We start from the raw sequence: 18,924 nt of genomic DNA on the forward strand, positions 1-18,924 counted from the left end.
AATTTTCTGTCCACAAACTGCCCCCTCGTGTCTTTACTACTTAAAAGCATAACTGTAAAGACACCAGCAATTGAAAGTTAAGTACCTAAAATACACGACAGAGGAGCTGATTGATAACAAAAACTTCAGGGCCTGGATATTACACGGCAAAAAGAATAAACAGTGGAGTGAGTTTATCAATCTGTTTCCGGAATTTGAGGAGAAAGCGCAGGCAGCCCGGAAAATCATCCTCTTTTTACACGAAAACGGAACAAGTTCGCAATCCGCTACGGTACATGAACTTTGGAACGAGATTCAGGAATTTGACAAGAAGATAAATCGGCGCAAGCAGTTTATTCGTTTCGGAGGATATCTGAAATATGCTGCCATCGTTGTCTTCGCTCTGCTGATTGCGGGCGTCGGATACCGGGTGATACGGAACAACGAAGGCCCTTATCAGTTTTCACAGAATCCGGCAGCCCAGGGCAACAATGATGCACGACTGGTTCTTTCGAATGGACAGCACATTGCGCTTCGCAAAAACAAATCTTCTATTCGGGTCGACAATACAGACGACGCAATTAAGATCGATAACGACAGTGTCATCAATATGGCTCAACTTGACGCACATAATAATGGCCAGGGATTGAATGAGGTTACAATTCCTTACGGGAAAAATAGTTATATCGAACTGACTGACGGAACCAAAGTATGGCTGAATGCCGGGAGTAAATTCGCTTTTCCTACCCGCTTTACAGGAAAAAAACGCATTGTTTACTTAACCGGGGAAGCCTACTTTGAAGTAAAACACAATGACAAGCAGCCGTTCGAGGTGAGTGTCCAGGGAATCATTGTCAAGGACATTGGAACCCGATTCAATATCTCTGCTTACGAGTCCGATAAAAACATCGAAACCGTATTGCTGGATGGAGAAGTTGAATTGAAAGAAGCCGGTGGATTTGGTCTGCTGAACAAAGAGATTGTGATGAAGCCTGACCACAAAGCGTCGTTCAATAAATCGGAAAAGGTTTTCAAAGTGGTTTCGGAACCCAATGCCGACCAGTACATCACGTGGATAAACGGGTGGTACCAATTCTCAGGACAACGAATCGACGATGTATTCAAACGGCTGGAAAGATATTACAATGTGCAGTTTATATACCGCCGTCCCTTCCCGTCGTCGGAATTAATCGCCGGTAAACTTGATTTGAAAGATTCATTAAAAAAGGTGTTAACAACCTTGTCAGATATTGTTCCAATAGACTACCGGATTTCGGGCAATCAGGTAATCGTAAATCAAAGAATAAATGAATTAAATCCGAGAAATTGAAAACAATGAAGGCCGGGAGTCTGCCAACTCCCAGCCTTCTGAAAATCAATGTAACATAAGTTTCACATTAACAGTCCAAATGTATGAAAAAAATTTGTAGGAAATTGTATCCTTCATCCGGGGGTACATCTAATCTCTTGCTTAAAATGAAGCTATTATTTGTCTTCGTTTTCGCCGCTTTTTCAACCTACGCGGCAACAAGTTACTCACAGGAAGTGATGTTTAACTTCAACCTACGATCGGTCACTGTTAAACAAGTATTTGACCAAATCGAAAACAACAGTGACTTTATCCTGATTTACAACGAAAATGCTGTTGATTTGAACCGGACAGTTTCCGTTCGTGCAAGGAACGAATCTGTTCAGGATGTCCTCGACCAGGTTTTCAGGAATACCGGAAATACGTATAAAATTTATGATCGCCAGATCGTGGTCAAAGCTCCGGTAGAATCTCCCAAAATGCCGAAAGTCTCAACTTCCGGTCAACAGCAGAAAACCATTTCGGGTGCGGTAACCGATGAAGACGGGACACCGCTACCGGGAGTAACGGTGGTTATTCCGGGTACGACAACCGGTACCGTAACCGATATCGATGGTAAATTTTCACTCGACATTCCGGCGGATGCTAAAAATCTTTCGTTTTCTTTCATTGGCTATTCCACACAGGTGGTGCCGATTGGAGAACTAACTACGTTCAATATCACCCTGAAGCCCGAAACAACTCAGCTGGGTGAAGTGGTGGCTGTTGGTTACGGTGTTCAGCGCAAAAGCGACCTGACAGGCGCAACCGACCGCTTAACCGCGGAAAATATGAATAAAAGTGTGGCCACTTCTCCGGTCGAAATGATGCAGGGACGTGTTTCCGGTGTGAACATTACCCAAAACAGTGGTGAGCCGGGAACCGGAATGACGGTACGTATCCGTGGTTCCAACTCGATCCGTTCAGGTCAGACACCTTTGTATGTTGTCGATGGCGTACCGTTGGACAATGCCAATATTACTCCTGACGGTGGAACAGCGGCCGGTATCAACCAAAGTTCCAAACTTAATCCTATCAGCTTCCTTAATCCTGACGATATCGAATCAATCGACATTCTGAAGGATGCGTCCTCAACCGCAATTTATGGTGCACGAGGTGCCAATGGTGTTATCATCATCACCACCAAAAAAGGAAAACAAGGAAAAGGTAGCATTTCATATGACGGCTACATGGGAGTTTCACAAATCCGCCAAAAGATGGATATCCTAAGCGCCAGCCAATTCCGCAGCTACACCAAAGCTGACGGCAGTAAACTGCTCGATTTGGGAGCAAGTACGGACTGGCAGGATGAAATCTTCACGACGGCCATTACACAAAGTCATAACCTTAGCTATGGGGGTGGTACCGAAAACTTTACCTACCGTTCGTCATTCGGTTATCTTGATCAGGAAGGTATTGTTAATGGTACCGGAATGAAGAAAATAAACGGTAGCATTAAAGTATCGCAAAAAGCCTTCAACGGGAAACTGAAACTGGATGGAAACCTCACTGTTTCTCACATCGAAGATATGCGTGCTCCCATTTCGGAAACAGGTGGTTTTGAGGGTGACTTGATTCTTACTTCTCTAAAACTGAATCCCACTTATCCGATCTACAATCAGGACGGAAGTTACTATCAGCATTCCATCGACCAACGTAACCCGGTAGCGATGCTCAACCTGGTTGACGACCGAACACAAACCGATCGCATCCTGGCCAACATGTCTGCGGAATACGAAATCATCAAGAATTTGAAATACAAAATCAATGTTGGTTTCGACCGCACCAATGCCGAGCGTCGGGTTAACCAGAATAAAAAGCTGACTTACCTGTCGAATAAAGGTGAAGCTGACATTAACAACATCACTGCCAATAACCGGATGGTCAATAACTATTTGACTTACCTGACGAAAATCGGCGATGATCATTCCTTCAACTTCCTGTTAGGTCAGGAATACCAATATGTGAAAGCCACCCGACACAATACCAATGTAAACGGCTTTCAAGTAGAAGACATCAAGTATACCAACAACCTGGGCTACGGTGATTTCTCCAATGCCGATGTTTCCTCGTCAGCCTACGAACGGGAACTTCAGTCGTTCTTTGGAAGGGTAAACTATAACTACAAACAGAAATACCTGTTCACCTTTACCGGACGTTATGACGGTTCATCCAAATTCGGTAAGAATAAAAAATATGGTTTCTTCCCTTCTGCTGCTTTGGCGTGGAGAATTTCACAGGAAGATTTTCTGAGTAATTCGACAACCATCAGTAACCTGAAGCTCCGCTTAGGTTGGGGACGCACGGGTAACCAGGAAATTCCGGATAAAATTTCGTTGATGGCTGTCGGTACGACTGCCGACGCCAATGGGTATATAAATGGTGCACTGTCTCCCGGGATTACTTTCATCAGGACTCCGAATCCTGACATCCAATGGGAAACAACCGAGCAGACTGACCTGGGTCTCGACTTTGGCTTCTGGGACAACCGCCTGTCGGGTTCTATCGATTATTTCCATAAGAAAACCTATAATGTTTTATTGGAGCTTAACTCTTTGAAACCTGCAGCAACAGGTACACAATGGCAGAACGTACCCAATCTGAATATTTTAAACGATGGTATTGAGCTTTCATTGAATGGCCTGCTCGTTCAGAAGAAAGATTTCTCCTTTGAATTAGGAGGTAATTTCTCCTACATTAAAAATGAGGTAAAAAACCTTCCGGTTCAAAGAATAACAACAGGAGTTGCCAGCGGACAAGGACTGAGTGGTACACTGGTACAGGTTATTACCAATGGTGAGCCTATCGGAACGTTCTACGGTATGGTATTCCAGGGATTCGATGCAAACGGAATCAGTACCTATAAAACCGATGCTGACGGCAATCCGGTAAAAGAATACTTGGGCTCAGCGCTACCCGACTTCACTTACAGCATGACCACTAAGATTCAATATAAAGGATTTGACTTTAGCATGTTCTGGTATGGATCACATGGAAACAAGGTCTACAACAATACCGCGAACGCGCTTTTCACCAAAGGTTCACTCGACAAAGGCTACAACGTAACTCAGGAAGTGTTCAACTCAAATGAAAGTCCGTCCAACTCCAATGCATACTCTTCTCGATTCATAGAGGACGCATCATTCCTGAGATTTTCAAATGTAACATTGGGATATACGTTCGATACCAAAAAGATCAGCTGGTTAGGAAATGCACGGGTATACGTAACCGGAAATAATCTGGCGCTTTTTACCAACTACTCTGGTTTCGACCCGGAAGTAAACGTGGATGCACAGTCAAACGGAATACCTTCTCTGGGAATCGATTACACCCAGTACCCGAAACCACGTACATTTACCTTTGGTGTAAACCTCAAGTTTTAATGCTTAAAAATGAGACAAATGAAAAAGCTTAAATTAATTAAATATAGTGCAGTGCTTTTCTTGTTGGGAACGATGGCCTGTACCAACCTCCAGGAAAACGTGCTGGATGAACAATTGGGTACCAACCTGGTAAACGATCCTTCCAACGTCCAGGCATTAATCAATCCTCCATATGCAAGCTTAAGACATACAATCGAATGGTTTGACTACTGGGCTCTTCAGGAAATGTCAACGGACGAAGTTATTGTCCCTACCCGTGGTTCCGACTGGTATGATAACGGAGCGTGGCAGCAACTACACCTGCAAACCTGGACGCCTGATCATATCCGTGTTAGTAATGTTTGGAATGCTTTAACCCAGGGTGTTTCCCGTGCCAATACGGCAATTTATTACATCGGTCAGTTTCCTCAGGATGAGACTACGAAGCTGGATATCAATGAAGCAAGATTCTTGCGTGCTTACTATATGTACCTGATTAATGACCTTTACGGACAAGTTCCGTTCCGTCAGGCCGATGACCTTGATTTTTCGGCTGTTCCTGAAGTACTCAACCGTAAACAAGCAGTTAATTATATCGTCTCGGAACTGAAAGCAATATTGCCCAATCTGAAAACCAAATCAGACGTTGGATCTGCCAGAGTTACCCAGGGTGCGGCAGAGGCACTTCTGGCCAAAGTGTATCTGAACTACGAAGTTTATACCGGTGAGGCAAAATGGGATAGCTGCAAGTACTATTGCGACCAACTGATTAATAATCCGGATTATGCCGTAGCAGATGACTACTGGACCATGTTCCAAAAGGATGTTACAGAGAATCCTGAATTCATTCTTCGCGTCCCGATGGATGACAATGTTGACATGGGAAGTGGTAGTGTTTGGGTTAACTTCACCCTGCACTACAGCCAGACCTTTGGCAACATTACCAGTACATGGAACGGCCCATCTACAACTTCAACTTTCTTCGATACCTGGGATAAACAAAATGATGCTCGTTTTTACGATGACAGGATCAAAAGTGAAACCGGTTTCAATCAGGGATTTTTGGTTGGACAACAGTACGGACTGGACGGAACTGCTTTAAAGCAGCGTAATGGTGACCCGTTGGTCTTCGTTCCGGAAATCAACCTGCAAAGTTCGCCTGAAAACGCAGGTATTCGGGTGGTAAAATTTGCTCCGAATCCGGATACCCAGAATCAATTTTCTTCGCCAAACGATGTTCCGATCATGCGTATCTCGGACATCTATCTCATGAGAGCTGAAGTAGAATTGAGAATGGGTGACGAAGCTTCAGCTTTGGCCGATGTGAATTATCTCCGTTCAAAAAGAAGCGCCCAGGGCAAAACCTTACCGCAGTATACATCACTCACGCTTGATGACATTCTAAAAGAACGTGGTTACGAGCTGTATTGGGAAGGCTTACGTCGTCAGGACCTGATCCGCTTTGGCAAATTCACTGATGCATGGCAGGAAAAACCTGTAACAGATGCATCGAAAGAAATCTACCCAATTCCACAATCGGAAGTGGATATCAATCCAAATCTGACTCAAAATCCTGGTTATTAATCCGGGACAATTTCATAAGTGGATTAATAGAAAGATGCTGCCCCGGAATGGGGCAGCTCTTGTTTTAAACTGAGCCTCAACAGGCATCCTGTGAGCATCCAAACATCATCGATCGAACATCACATAGAAATCTTACTTCCATCATGAAATATGTCCTTCTGTCACTTCTCATTCTGGTAATCGGAAACAATGTATCTAGAGCATCAAACGAACAGCAGGAAGGTTGGGAAATTACAGCGACCGATACCTCCAACTATGTCGGCATATCCTTGGCCAACGGCCGAATCGGACTTGTTCCATCTGCTGCACCATTCAACGTAAAATCCATCGTCCTGAACAATGTGTTCGACGAGTACATGTACAACAAAAAGGAGCGCCTTATCACCAGCCGGGTATTGCTGGGAATCAACTTTGCCAACTTAAAGATGGTGATTGACGGCGATACAGTCACTGCAAAAAACATCTCTCATTGGAAACAGGTCCTGAATATGAAAGATGCAAAGCTGACCACCTCTTTTCAATTCAAGGACAAAGCAACCATTTCATACACCATTTACGCTTTACGCGGAATGCCATACGCCGGTATGATGGACGTCGACGTACAGGCACTGAAAAAAGACATCAAAATCTCGGTATCCGGACAAATCACTTGTCCGAAGGATTATAATCATGTGGTACAAGTTTTTAAAACACCTCAGGACAATGAAATCCGGATGCCTTTACTACAAACGGTGGCTTTAAGTCCTACCGGGAAACAAAAACTGGCCACCACAGCCACATTCGTTTTCAACAACAATGAAGAACCGAAGTTGAAAGAATCGGTTGAATCTCCATACGAGCACGTTCTTACTTTTTCAAGAGAAGTGAAAAGTGACGAAGATTTCAATTTTGCCTGGGCCGGAGCTGTCTGCACCTCGAAGGATTTCAGTGATCCGCAAAGTGAATCGGAACGAATGGCCATTTATATCATGCGGGGCAATAAACAGGCTGTGATTGATCAGCACACCCGCCTCTGGCATCAACTCTGGCAGGGAGATATTCAAGTGGAAGGCGATTTGGAATCGCAACGCGATATTCGCCTGGCTCTTTACCATCTGTATGCCTTTTCACGTGATGATTCCAATCTCAGTTTATCACCGATGGGACTTTCATCGCAAGGTTACAACGGTCACGTTTTCTGGGACACCGAAATATGGATGTATCCGCCGTTACTGGTATTCAATCAGGGAATTGCCCGTTCCCTCCTGAACTACCGGGCTGCTCGTCTGGACAAAGCCAAACAAAAAGCATCTGACTATGGATACAAAGGCGCAATGTTCCCCTGGGAATCGGATGATACCGGAGAAGAGGCCACACCAACTTTTGCTTTAACCGGGGCTTTCGAGCAACACATCACAGCTGATGTGGGAATTGCCTTTTGGAACTATTTCCGGGTCACCGGAAATAAAGAATGGCTAAAAGATACCGGCTACCCGGTTATCAAAGCGACAGCCGATTTCTGGGCCAGTCGTGCGGTTAAAAACTCTGATGGCTCCTACTCTATCAACAACGTGGTGGGAGCAGATGAATTCGCGCCCAACGTGGATGACAACGCCTTTACCAATGGCTCGGCCCAGACAGTGATGCATTATGCAGAGAAAGCGGCTGAGTTGCTCAACAAAAAGCCCAATCCCAAATGGGAAAAAGTGGCTTCCAACCTACGTTTTTACTATTTCCCGGATGGTGTCACCAAAGAACACAAAACTTACAAAGGGGAGATCATCAAACAGGCCGATGTCAATTTGCTCGCTTATCCGCTTCAGATTGAAACCGACACAGCAGCCATTCGCCGTGACCTGGCTTACTACGAACCGAAAATGGCCAAAGAGGGACCGGCCATGGGACATTCAATCGTGTCGATTCTCTATTCCCGCCTGGGAAATGCCAAAGAGGCTTTCCGGATGTTCAAGAAGGCCTGTGTTCCCAACAAGCGACCTCCGTTTGGCGCCCTGGCTGAATCAGCGACCAGCGACAACCCCTATTTTGCTACGGGTGCCGGAGGAATGCTTCAGGCTGTCATTTTCGGCTTTGCCGGATTGGAAATCACCAGTCAGGGCATTGTCCAAAATACTCCGTGCCTGCCTGCACAATGGAAAAAACTGACCATTACAGGTGTTGGTCCCGAGAAGAAAACCTTTACCATCGTTCATCGCAAATAGTTTAGCTAGCACTTGTTCTTATGTTAATTTAAATCATTTTTGTTATGAAAGTCAGAAAATATTTTGCTCTGCTGACGGTGGCCATTTTAACAGCCATGGCAGCATGCCAGTCACCCACAAAAAAGGATGACCAATCCATTCCAAACCGCAAATGGTGGAAAGAAGCGGTCGTTTACCAGATTTATCCGCGAAGTTTCAAGGATAGTAACGGAGATGGCGTTGGCGACCTGAAGGGTATTATTTCGAAGCTTGATTACATCAAAAGCCTGGGCGTTGATGTTATCTGGCTGAATCCAATCTATGCCTCTCCCAACAACGACAACGGATACGACATCAGCGATTACCGGAAAATTATGAAAGAATTCGGGACGATGGCCGATTTCGACAGCCTGCTGAACGGCATGCACCGTCGTGGCCTGAAACTCGTACTCGACCTGGTTGTCAATCATACCAGTAGCGAACACGAATGGTTCAAACAATCACGCAGTTCGCGCACCAATCCTTACCGGAATTTCTACCACTGGTGGCCGGCAGAGAAAGGCAAACCAGCCAAACGGTACAGCTATTTCGATGTTGATAACAATGCATGGAAATACGATTCAACTACCAATGCTTATTATCTGCACTACTTTGCTCGTTCACAACCCGATTTGAATTGGGAAAATCCTGAGGTGCGTAAGAAAATCTACAGCATGATGCGCTATTGGTTCGACAAAGGCATCGACGGTTTCCGCATGGATGTGATTCCGTTTATTTCAAAGGATACGACCTTCCCTCCACTTCCGAAAAAATACCACGGTAACTTCCTGCATTACTACGCTAACGGACCACATCTGCACCAGTATTTGCATGAAATGAACCAGAAAGTCCTGAGTCACTACGATATCATGACGGTAGCCGAAGGTGCTGGCGTCACCAGCGACGAAGCCATGAATTTCGTCGATCCGAAGCGTCAGGAGCTGAACATGCTATACAACTTTGAAGTCATGGGACTTGGTTTAAAAGGTGGAGAGTACCGCGACCTGGATTCCAACGGAGTCAGCCTGGTACAGTTCAAAAAGATTTACACCAAATGGGATAGCTTTTACGGTGAAAGAGGCTGGGGCACCATTTTCCTGGGTAATCACGATATGCCCAGAATGGTTACCCGCTGGGGAAATGATTCACCGGAATACCGCGAGCTCTCTTCAAAAATGCTGACAACTTTTCTGTTGACAATGCACGGAACTCCTTACTACTATTTTGGTGATGAACTGGGAATGGACAACATCAAATTCGACAGCATCAGCGATTACCGGGACATCGAAACCCTGCATATTTATGAGCACATCAAGGAAACCGGTGGTGACTTGCAGCGCTTCCTGAATAACGAGAAAATGATTGCGCGCGATAATGGCCGAACACCTTTTCAATGGGATACCACAGCCAATGCTGGTTTTACTTCCGGGACACCGTGGATAAAAGTAAACCCAAATTACAAAACGGTAAATGAAGCGGTGGAAGAAAAAGATCCCAATTCTACCCTCAACTATTTCCGCAAAATGGTTCAGTTCCGGAAAAACAACCTCATAATGGTTTACGGGAAATATGAATTGCTCGATAAAGACAATCCCAACGTGTATGCATATACCCGGGAACTCAACGGTCGCAAAATGCTCATCCTGCTCAACTTCACCAATCATCAGGCAGAAGCTCATCTTCCGGTAAACATGAAGAATGCCAAACAACTAATTGGCAACTACTCGGGAACAGCTGAAAATGAAAATCCATTATCGTTGAGACCTTACGAAGCCAAAGTTTACCAACTCTGATTTGAGGATTTTACCTCGACACCAAAGCTGACATGTTTTCCACCACAAGGGCTCCTGCATTTGGAGCCCTTTTTTGTTTATAATGATTCCAAAATTCAATTAACTTAAATTGATATAATCCAGCAGTAATTTTTTTAAATATTTTTATTGTGTTAATTAAACACAATGAGAATATCATAGTCTAACAGAAAATTATCTGAGACACATGATTACTAACGAGACTAACCAAACCATTTATTATCAGTTTTTGATAAGCGATCTCTCCGATTTCGTCACTCCGGACATAATTGTCCTCACCCCTGTATTTGTCCCTTTATCAAATAAATCTAATTCCTAAATAAATACTCAACCTAATCATGAAACAAATGAGAAACCAACTTTTTCTATTCCTGATTACTTTGCTCCTGATGAGTTTTTCATCCATGGCGCAACAAGCGTTGTGGGGAGGCCCCAACATCGTATCTCCTGAAATCAATAAAGACCACACCGTTACATTTCGTATTCAGGCTCCCGATGCCAAAGACGTTAAATTATCAGGCGACTGGATGCCCCGACAGGGATGGATTCCGGGCTCGGCCGATATGACCAAAGACACTGCCGGAATATGGACATACACTACGGATGTTTTATCTCCTGAATTATATAGCTACAACGTCGTTATCGACGGCGTAAAAACAACCGACCCAAATAATGTTTACCTGATTCGCGATGTGGCATCGGTATTCAATGTTTTTCTGATTGACGGCGGTCAGGCCGATTTGTACAAAATCAATGATGTCCCGCACGGAAGGGTAGCCAGATGTTGGTATGATTCGCCAGGAAACAATATGACTCGCCGGATGACTATCTACACTCCTCCCGGTTATGAAAATAGCAAAGAGAAATACCCTGTTTTATACCTGCTTCATGGAATGGGTGGCGATGAGGAAGCCTGGATTGCACTGGGAAGAACCGCCCAAATCATGGATAACCTGATTGCCCAGGGAAAAGCCAAACCGATGCTCGTGGTCATGCCTAACGGGAACGTGGCCCAGCAAGCTGCTCCGGGCGAGTCGCCTAAAGGCTTTTACAAACCAACGATGCAGTTGCCACACACCATGGACGGCCAATACGAAGCAACTTTCAAGGACATTATCAATTTTGTCGAAAGCAATTACCGCGTGCAGGCCAACAAAGCCGGACGTGCTATTGCAGGACTTTCTATGGGCGGTTTTCATTCGCTACACATTTCCCGTTATTATCCAAACACCTTCGACTATATCGGACTTTTCTCTCCGGCCATCATGCCTGACCCGAAAGTTCAGTCTAAAGTTTATGCCGATTTTGATGCCACGCTGAAAAAACAGATGGAAAACGGCTATAAACTCTACTGGATTGGAATCGGGAAAGAAGACTTCCTGTACAAATATGTGAAGGAATACAGAGAAAAACTGGATGCAATGGGAATGCCGTACGTCTACCGCGAAAGCGATGGAGGCCACATCTGGAAAAACTGGCGCATTTATCTCTCGGAGTTTGCTCCCAAACTATTCAATTAAACACGTAATTCGCAATCTCATTATTGTGAAAAGCATAAGCAATTATAGTTTACCAATATAGTCTCTCAACCCATGCTTCTTTGCCTGTGCTGAAATCGATCAGCATTCTGGCAAAGAAGCATTGATTTACCAGTGACACCTAAACCCAAACTAACTGAACTTAAGATGGACGACCTTACCAGAAGAGAATTTTTCCGTCGGACAGCATTTGGAATTCTTCCGGCTCTGGCCTTACCTCGCCTTATTTATGCTTCGTTCCCATTCACCTCTACCGATATAAAAGTGGAGACTGCCTTTGGAAAACTTCTCGGAAGCAGAACGGAAGGCGTAAATATTTTCAAAGGCGTCCCTTACGCAGGAAGTGTCTCCAGAGAACGGCGTTTTTTAACGCCAGCCCCGTTAAAAGCATGGACCGGAGTGAGAGAAGCTAAACGACTGGGACCTCCTTCTATTCAGGGTCCCAATCAAACATACGGTATCGATGAACCGAATCCTGCAGAGGATTGCCTGACACTCAATATCTGGACTCCCGCCAACGATAATAAAAAGCGGCCGGTAATGGTGTACAGTCATGGTGGGGGTTATACACACGGCTCCGCCGGAAGTGTGGCTCAGGATGGTTCTAACCTCGCCAGAATGTACGATGTCGTGGTGGTTGCCACTAATCACCGGTTGGGTTTACTCGGATATCTTTATCTCGATGAAATTGCCGGTGATGAATACGCCGGTTCAGGAAATCGCGGTGTTCAGGATATCGCTATCGCGCTGAAATGGGTGAATGAGAATATTTCTGCGTTTGGAGGCGATCCGAACAATGTCATGATCTTCGGTGAATCAGGTGGCGGATTGAAAACTTCCTGCCTGTATGCCATGCCCGAAGCGGCTCCCTATTTTCATAAAGCCTCCATCGAAAGCGGACCGGGTGTAATGATGAAAACAGCTGATGTCGCAGCTGAAACCACCGAGTTGTTACTGAAACAACTGGGAATAGCACGTAACGACTGGAGGAAACTCTTAAAACTTCCTCCTTCGGTACTTCTCGATGCGCAAGAGCAACTGCGAAAGATGGGAGACCTCTCTCAAATAGCCGGTTTCCATGGCATTGGTGCAGCCGGCAAAGGTGGGTTCGGTCCGGTGGTGGACGGAGTGGTCCTACCTACTCATCCGTTTGATCCGGTAGCCCCTTCCCTTTCGAAAGAAAAACCGTTGTTGGTCGGTTGGAACGAAGATGAATTTATCTTTTTTGCCATGTTCTCAGGCGATACAGAAGCCTTCCAACTAACGGAGGAAAAATTGCATCAACGAATTGAGTCTATTCTGGGAGATAAAGCGCGATTGGTTGTCGACACCTACCGGAAAGCTTACCCCAAAGCCACACCAACCCAGCTTTTCATTGCCATTCGCTCCATCCTGGTTATGGGATTGGGTTCCATTACCATCGCCGAAAGGAAAACACAACAGGAAGGTGCTCTTGCGTACCTCTACAACTTCGGGTACAAATCGGACTTGAAGGTTCCGGGTACGGATTATGAATTTGGCTCGATGCACGCGATGGACATTCCTTTTAAGTTTCACAACATCAATAATGTGCTGGATAAATCGGGTCACCGAAGTTCCGGTATGGCCGGCAATCGGCCTGAGCGCTTTGCAGCTTCGGACAACATGTGCCAACTGTGGACTTCCTTCGCCCGGACGAGTGTCCCTTCAGCAAAAGAACAACCAGCCTGGCCTGCGTATAATCTGAGCACCCGCCCGCTCATGAGAATCGATACCCAATGTTCAGTAATAAACGACCGCTACAAAACGGTGCTTAAAATGTGGAGAGAAATTCTAAACTAAAATAATGATGAAAATGAATGTCAAAAATGTTTTATGTGTTGCAATCCTTATTGCAATATGGTCGGTAAATTGTTTAGGCAAAAGCGTTCATCAATCAGCTTTATTAAAATACGATAAGCAGATTGACGGCATTATCAAACAAATGACGTTGGAAGAAAAAATAAACATGCTGCATGCCAAGCACATGTTTGTTTCGGCTGGTGTAGAGCGTTTGGGAATAGCTGACATGATTTATGCCGACGGACCGTTTGGTATCCGCGAAGAAATGCAGCCCGATGGTTGGATGCCCTTAGGATGTGAAAAGGACAAAGCCACTTTTTTCCCAACCGGATCGGCGTTGGCCGCGACCTGGAGCCCGGAACTAGCTTATGCTTATGGTACCGGAATGGCCAGGGAAGCACGCTTGCGCGGAAAAGATATGATTCTTGGACCGGCCATCAATATTCAACGTATCCCAACCGGAGGGCGCACTTATGAATATTTGAGTGAAGACCCTTTTTTAAGCTCAAGACTATCGGTTGGTTATACCGAAGGAGTTCAGGATAACGGCGTAGCAACCTGCCTAAAACACTATGCGCTGAACAACCAGGAAAACAACCGGGGAACCGTAAATGTAATTGTCGGTGAACGTGCCATGCGCGAAATCTACCTGCCTCCGTTTAAAGCGGCAGTTGAAGAGGCCGATGCATATGGCGTTATGGCCGCTTACAACAAAGTGAACGGCTGGTGGTGTGCCGAAAATGATATATTACTGAATAAGATTTTACGTGACCAATGGGGCTTCGCCGGCATGGTGATTTCCGACTGGAACGGTACACACAGCACTGTTGATGCCATTAGCAACGGTCTCAATGTTGAAATGCCCACTCAAAAATACCTTGGAAAAGCCCTGCTTGATTCTGTAAAGGCAGGATTGGTATCGGAGGACATAATTGATCAGCGTGTTCGCGAAATACTCAGGGTCAGACTGGCCATTAAGCCAATCCCGAAAGAAAAAGCCAACCAGGAAATGACTTCTCAACCGGCACAGCAGAAAATTGCTTACGATGTAGCCTGCAAATCAATTGTATTGTTGAAGAATGACGGTTCACTTCCGTTAGATCTTAGCAAAAAACCTGTAATTGCAGTTATTGGAGCCAACGCCAAACAAACCATGGGACTTGGCGGAATGGGAGCAGGTGTTAAAACCTTGTATGAGGTTACACCGTTTGAGGGCCTGCAAAACAAAATTGGAGATAAAGCCGAATTGGTTTATGCAAAAGGATACGAACCGATTGTTTTCAATTTCGCTGATTTTTTCAAGAAAAAAACACCTGAGGAACTTGAAAAAGAAGCCCGCGAAAAAGAAATCACAGCCAAAAAATTAGCCGCTGAAGCCGTAGATGTAGCATCAAAAGCTGATATTGTGTTATTCATCGGTGGGGACAACAGGGCCGTGGAAAGTGAAGGAAGAGACAGGAAAGACATTAAACTTCCGTCAGGACAGGATAATTTAATTCAGGCAATTGTCAGGGTAAACCCCAATATTATTACCATACTTACAAGTGGTGCACCGAACGACCTCAATGTTGTAAAACCCGTTTCTAAAGCATTGCTTATTTCATGGTTTAACGGCACCGAAGGTGGAAATGCGTTGGCCGATGTACTGGTAGGAAATATTTCGCCGAGTGGTCGTTTGCCATTCACCCTTCCCATGAAGCTCGAAGATTCGCCGGCTTATGCCTTAGGTAATTATCCGCAGGGAAAGAAAGGTGCCGATGTCTTTGCCGATCTGGTTTCGCAAACGGAGAAAGTGGAGAAATCGAAAGACGATGCATCGGAGAAAGAATTAAAAAATGACCCGAATACGGCCATCTATTCCGAAGAATCGCTGGTCGGTTACCGCTGGTTCGACACAAAGAATATTCCTGTAATGTATCCTTTTGGCTACGGTCTTACCTATACCAATTTTGACTACACCGATTTGAAAACCGACAAGGATACCTACGGAAAGGATGATGTTATCACTGTTTCATTCAAACTGAAGAATACCGGCCCGGTAGCAGCCGACGAAATTGCTCAGGCATATGTCCATCGCATCAATCCATCCGTCGAATGGCCGAATAAAGAACTTAAAGCATTCTCGAGAGTAACTTTAAAACCGGGTGAAAGTAAAACAGTTAAACTGAATATTCCGGTAAAAAGCCTTCAATATTGGAATGAAGCAACACAGTCCTGGACCGACGACCTTTGTAATATCGAATTACAGGTTGGCGCCAATGTGTCCGATATTAAACTTCAAAAAAAGATTGCCTTAATGTAAACCTATATACTCCGGACCATTAATAATCAACCATATACTGAACCCTAATTGTATTAGAAGAAGTGGTATTGATTATTAATGGTTTACAAAATGAACCTGAAAAACATTAAAACTAACCAGTTCATGAAAACAAACCGACGTAGTTTTTTCAAAACATTAGGTGCCGGAGCAGCCGGTGCCAGCTTGGCGTCTCTTCCTTTTTCAGGAATGGCAACCGAACAACCTCCGGTGAACAACGATGACCAGCAACTCTTCATTGGCGACGATATCGCGATAGCAGAAACAGAATACGGTAAGGTTAGAGGCTTTATTCTTCGCGGAATACACCAATTTCGTGGAATTCCGTACGGAGCCGATACAGGTGGAAAGAACCGCTTTATGCCTCCGCAGAAACCGGAACCATGGAAAGAAATTCTGCCTGCCGTTTGGTGGGGAAATACGGCTCCGCAAATCATGGATGGCCGGTATGCGAACGCTTATGCTTCGTTTGTCGACCACTGGAATTACGATGATGTGAGTGAAGATTGCCTCAAGTTGAATGTCTGGACACCAGCCATCGATAAAAAGAAGAGACCTGTATTAGTTTGGTTACACGGAGGAGGCTATACCAACGGTAACGGTATTGAGCAGGATGGCTACGACGGCGAAAATTTTAGTCGTAAAGGCGATACTGTTTTTGTATCGATAAATCATCGCCTTGGTCCCATCGGTTTCTCTGATTTGTCTGGTGTAGGCGGAGAAAAATATGCCGATTCGGGTAACGTGGGGGCGCTCGATATGGTCGCTGCACTGAAATGGGTACAAAATAACATCGCCAATTTTGGCGGAGATCCTCGTAATGTAACGATCATGGGACAATCCGGCGGAGGTGCTAAAGTTTGTATTCTCACGGCGATGCCCGATGCAAAAGGTACGTTCCACAAAGCAGTTCCCCTGAGTGGCTCGACCACCGAAGCAATGAACCAAAACTATTCCAGGAAACTGGGAGAATACGTTTTGAAAGAAGCCAATCTGACATCTTCCGAAATAGACAAATTGCAGGAGATGCCCTGGAAGGATTACATTCTTCTCGCCAACAATGCCCTCCAAAAAATGAGGGAAGATACGGGTGAAAACAGAGGATTCAGAGGCGGCTTCGCACCTGTAGCTGATGGAAGAAATATTCCGAAAGGGAAATTTTACAACGAACCAAATGGCCTGTCTTCGGATGTGCCGATGCTTATTAGCAGTACGTTTCATGAGTGGGCCATGAGCCGGACCAATCCGGAGCTGGAAAAAATGACAGCTGATAAAGCCATCGAGATGTTGAAGAAATGGGCCGGCTTTGGCGGTGGATTGGGTGATAAAGCGCCCGAAGTTTACGCTGCATATGCCAAAGCGTTCCCGGATGCTAAACCCGTTGAATTGGCCATTATGATTAGCAGTAACCGAAAAGGCGTTGTTGAAACGGCCAATGCCAAAGCCAATCAAAAATCGCCGGTTTACGTAGCCTGGTTTGGTTGGCAACCGCCACTGTTCGATAACCGCATGCGGGCTTTCCATTGTCTCGATATCTCGTTCTGGTTCGCGAACACCGACCTCATGCTAACGCACAGCGGAGGTGGAAAACGCCCGAGAATGTTGTCGGATAACATGTCCGGAACATTGCTTCAGTTCATGAAAACCGGAAATCCCAATGGTGGAGGCCTGCCCGAATGGCCACGCTATACGGTCGAAAAGGGCGAAACCATGATTTTGAACGACCGTTCCGAAGTGAAAAACGATCCGGACCGGGAAGCCCGAAATCTAATCTAGCAATATAAAATGACCGGAAGCCACTTTTTCATTTTGATTAGTTCCAGTTAAACTCAGGCATTTTCCGGTCATTTTTCTTTTATTTTCCAGAATGTTACATTATTATTGCGTCTCTTAGACGCATTAATGTTTAATGCATGGTAAATTGCTAACCAACACCATTTGCAAACACAACAATAACTTGTTTTTCAACTAACCTAAACTAAAAATACTATGACAACAAAACGCGAGTTCCTAAAAAAGCTTTCGCTGATTACCGTTGGAGGAATGTTGGGCGGAAGTGCTGCTCCCGCATTCGCATCCAAAACACTGAACAAAATGGCCGGCCCGTCCAAGAAAGTTGGCTTGCAGATCTATTCGCTGGGAAAAGAGCTGACCGATGATGTTCCTAAGGGAATGAAAAAAATAGCCGATATGGGTTACAGCTACATTGAGCTGGCCGGCTACCGCGACAGAAAAATGGGACAGTATGGCATGGATGAGTACCGCAAGATTGTGGAAGATGCCGGTTTGGAAATCCGTAGTTCGCATGTTAATCCAACAACCCGAGAATACAACAAAGGGAACGTCAATCAGATTGCCGATTACTGGAAGAAAACCGTTGAAGACCACGTCAAACTGGGAGCTACGACGCTGGTTCAACCCGGTATGCCCAAAATCGAAACCCATGCCGATGCCGCTCTGGTTTGTGACGTTTTTAACCAGGCAGGTGAGATTGCCAAGGATGCCGGCATTAAATGGGGCTATCACAACCACAACATGGAGTTCAAACGTATTCTTACGGAAGAAGACAAAAAGAAGAATGCTCCGTGGTGGATGCCGGTCGGCGACGTCATTTATGACCTGATGCTGAACGGGACCAATCCGGATTTGGTGTTCTTCGAGATGGATGTATACTGGACCGTAATGGGACAAAACGATCCGTTGGAATATTTCGAAAAATATCCGGACCGTTTCCCGGTATTACATATCAAAGATCGGGAAGTCCTGGGCCAGTCGGGGATGATGAACTTCGAAAATATCTTCAACAAGGCTTACGAAAACGGTTTGAATTCATATTACGTAGAACTGGAGAAAGTGAAAAAAGGAATCACCCAGTTTGAAGGAGTAAAACAATGCTTCGACTACCTGGCCAATGCTTCATTTGTTAGAAACAGTTAACAGCCCGT

The 18,924-nt window shown here is 45.2% G+C and carries 10 protein-coding genes; all 10 read left to right on the forward strand.

Features of this window, described 5'->3' with window-relative positions; all coding sequences use genetic code 11:
- Positions 1–70: 70 nt before the first annotated feature.
- Complete coding sequence (locus GJU87_RS14835) at positions 71–1,309, forward strand: FecR family protein (RefSeq protein WP_153640210.1); 1,239 nt, start codon at positions 71–73, stop codon at positions 1,307–1,309.
- A gap of 146 nt (positions 1,310–1,455) precedes the next feature.
- Positions 1,456–4,710 (forward strand): TonB-dependent receptor, encoded by a 3,255-nt coding sequence (locus tag GJU87_RS14840; RefSeq protein WP_228492006.1) that lies wholly within the window; start codon positions 1,456–1,458, stop codon positions 4,708–4,710.
- A gap of 18 nt (positions 4,711–4,728) precedes the next feature.
- The gene (locus GJU87_RS14845) at positions 4,729–6,273 is read left to right on the forward strand and encodes a RagB/SusD family nutrient uptake outer membrane protein (RefSeq protein WP_153640212.1); all 1,545 of its coding nucleotides are present in this window, start codon (positions 4,729–4,731) and stop codon (positions 6,271–6,273) included.
- A gap of 143 nt (positions 6,274–6,416) precedes the next feature.
- Complete coding sequence (locus GJU87_RS14850) at positions 6,417–8,471, forward strand: glycoside hydrolase family 65 protein (RefSeq protein WP_153640213.1); 2,055 nt, start codon at positions 6,417–6,419, stop codon at positions 8,469–8,471.
- A 44-nt stretch (positions 8,472–8,515) separates the two neighbouring features.
- Positions 8,516–10,282, forward strand: a complete 1,767-nt coding sequence (locus GJU87_RS14855) for an alpha-glucosidase (protein ID WP_228492007.1) — start codon at positions 8,516–8,518, stop codon at positions 10,280–10,282.
- A 365-nt stretch (positions 10,283–10,647) separates the two neighbouring features.
- Positions 10,648–11,820, forward strand: a complete 1,173-nt coding sequence (locus GJU87_RS14860; protein ID WP_153640214.1) for an esterase — start codon at positions 10,648–10,650, stop codon at positions 11,818–11,820.
- A gap of 165 nt (positions 11,821–11,985) precedes the next feature.
- On the forward strand, positions 11,986–13,659 hold the full coding sequence (locus GJU87_RS14865) for a carboxylesterase/lipase family protein (RefSeq protein ID WP_153640215.1): 1,674 nt from the start codon (positions 11,986–11,988) through the stop codon (positions 13,657–13,659).
- A 148-nt stretch (positions 13,660–13,807) separates the two neighbouring features.
- On the forward strand, positions 13,808–15,961 hold the full coding sequence (locus GJU87_RS14870) for a glycoside hydrolase family 3 C-terminal domain-containing protein (RefSeq protein ID WP_194831546.1): 2,154 nt from the start codon (positions 13,808–13,810) through the stop codon (positions 15,959–15,961).
- 123 nt (positions 15,962–16,084) lie between these two features.
- Positions 16,085–17,755 carry a carboxylesterase/lipase family protein gene (locus GJU87_RS14875; protein WP_153640217.1) on the forward strand — a complete coding sequence of 557 codons (1,671 nt, stop codon included), beginning with the start codon at positions 16,085–16,087 and terminating at the stop codon, positions 17,753–17,755.
- Between the two features lie 213 nt (positions 17,756–17,968).
- Positions 17,969–18,916 (forward strand): sugar phosphate isomerase/epimerase, encoded by a 948-nt coding sequence (locus tag GJU87_RS14880; protein ID WP_153640218.1) that lies wholly within the window; start codon positions 17,969–17,971, stop codon positions 18,914–18,916.
- Positions 18,917–18,924: the final 8 nt, after the last annotated feature.

Source organism: Prolixibacter sp. NT017, from assembly GCF_009617875.1.
Lineage (GTDB): Bacteria > Bacteroidota > Bacteroidia > Bacteroidales > Prolixibacteraceae > Prolixibacter.